Here is a 635-nt window from a genome sequence, read left to right on the forward strand (position 1 = left end):
AACTGATGGACCAGGCGGAGCACGCAGATGCCACAGACAGCGATCCGCAGGCATTGCCGGAAGCGCTTGCCCGACGGGAAACACTGAAAGCGAAGCTGGACGAAGCCTGCGCCCGGCTGGAAGCAGATGCGAAAGCGCAGGCCGAGGCGGCGCGACCGGCATACGAGAAGAAGAAAGCCGCTTATGATGCGAAAACAGGGCGTCGTGGCAGGGCGCCGAAACCGCCGGATGATGAACCGCCACCCGACCGGCAGATCAGTCTGACCGATCCCGACAGCCGCCTCATGCGGCGTTCGGACGCCCACGAGTTCCGGCAGGCTTACAATGCCCAGGCCGTGGTCTGCGCCGAAGGCAGTCAGCTGATCGTGACAACCGACGTTGTCGCCACGTCAGCGGACGCGCCATCCTTTGCCAGCACCGTGCTGTCGATGGAAAACACGATCGGTCTCCCAAAGACAGTGCTCGCCGACACCGGTTACGCCAGCGGGCAGGCGGTCCGGGACCTGCGGAAAAAAGGCATCGATCCGCTGGTCGCCATCGGACGGCCCTGCGCCCGCAGGCCTTATGACTTCCGGCCACCTCCTGAAGACAGGGAACCGCGCCGGATCACCGAACCCTGGCGGCTTGCCATGAAG

At 64.6% G+C, this 635-nt stretch carries 1 protein-coding gene; it reads left to right on the forward strand.

From position 1 onward, the window contains the following. The coding region (locus tag OQZ28_RS17655; RefSeq protein WP_458136709.1) for a transposase at window positions 1–635 on the forward strand (635 nt) is incomplete at both ends.

The organism is Komagataeibacter sp. NFXK3, assembly GCF_054182245.1.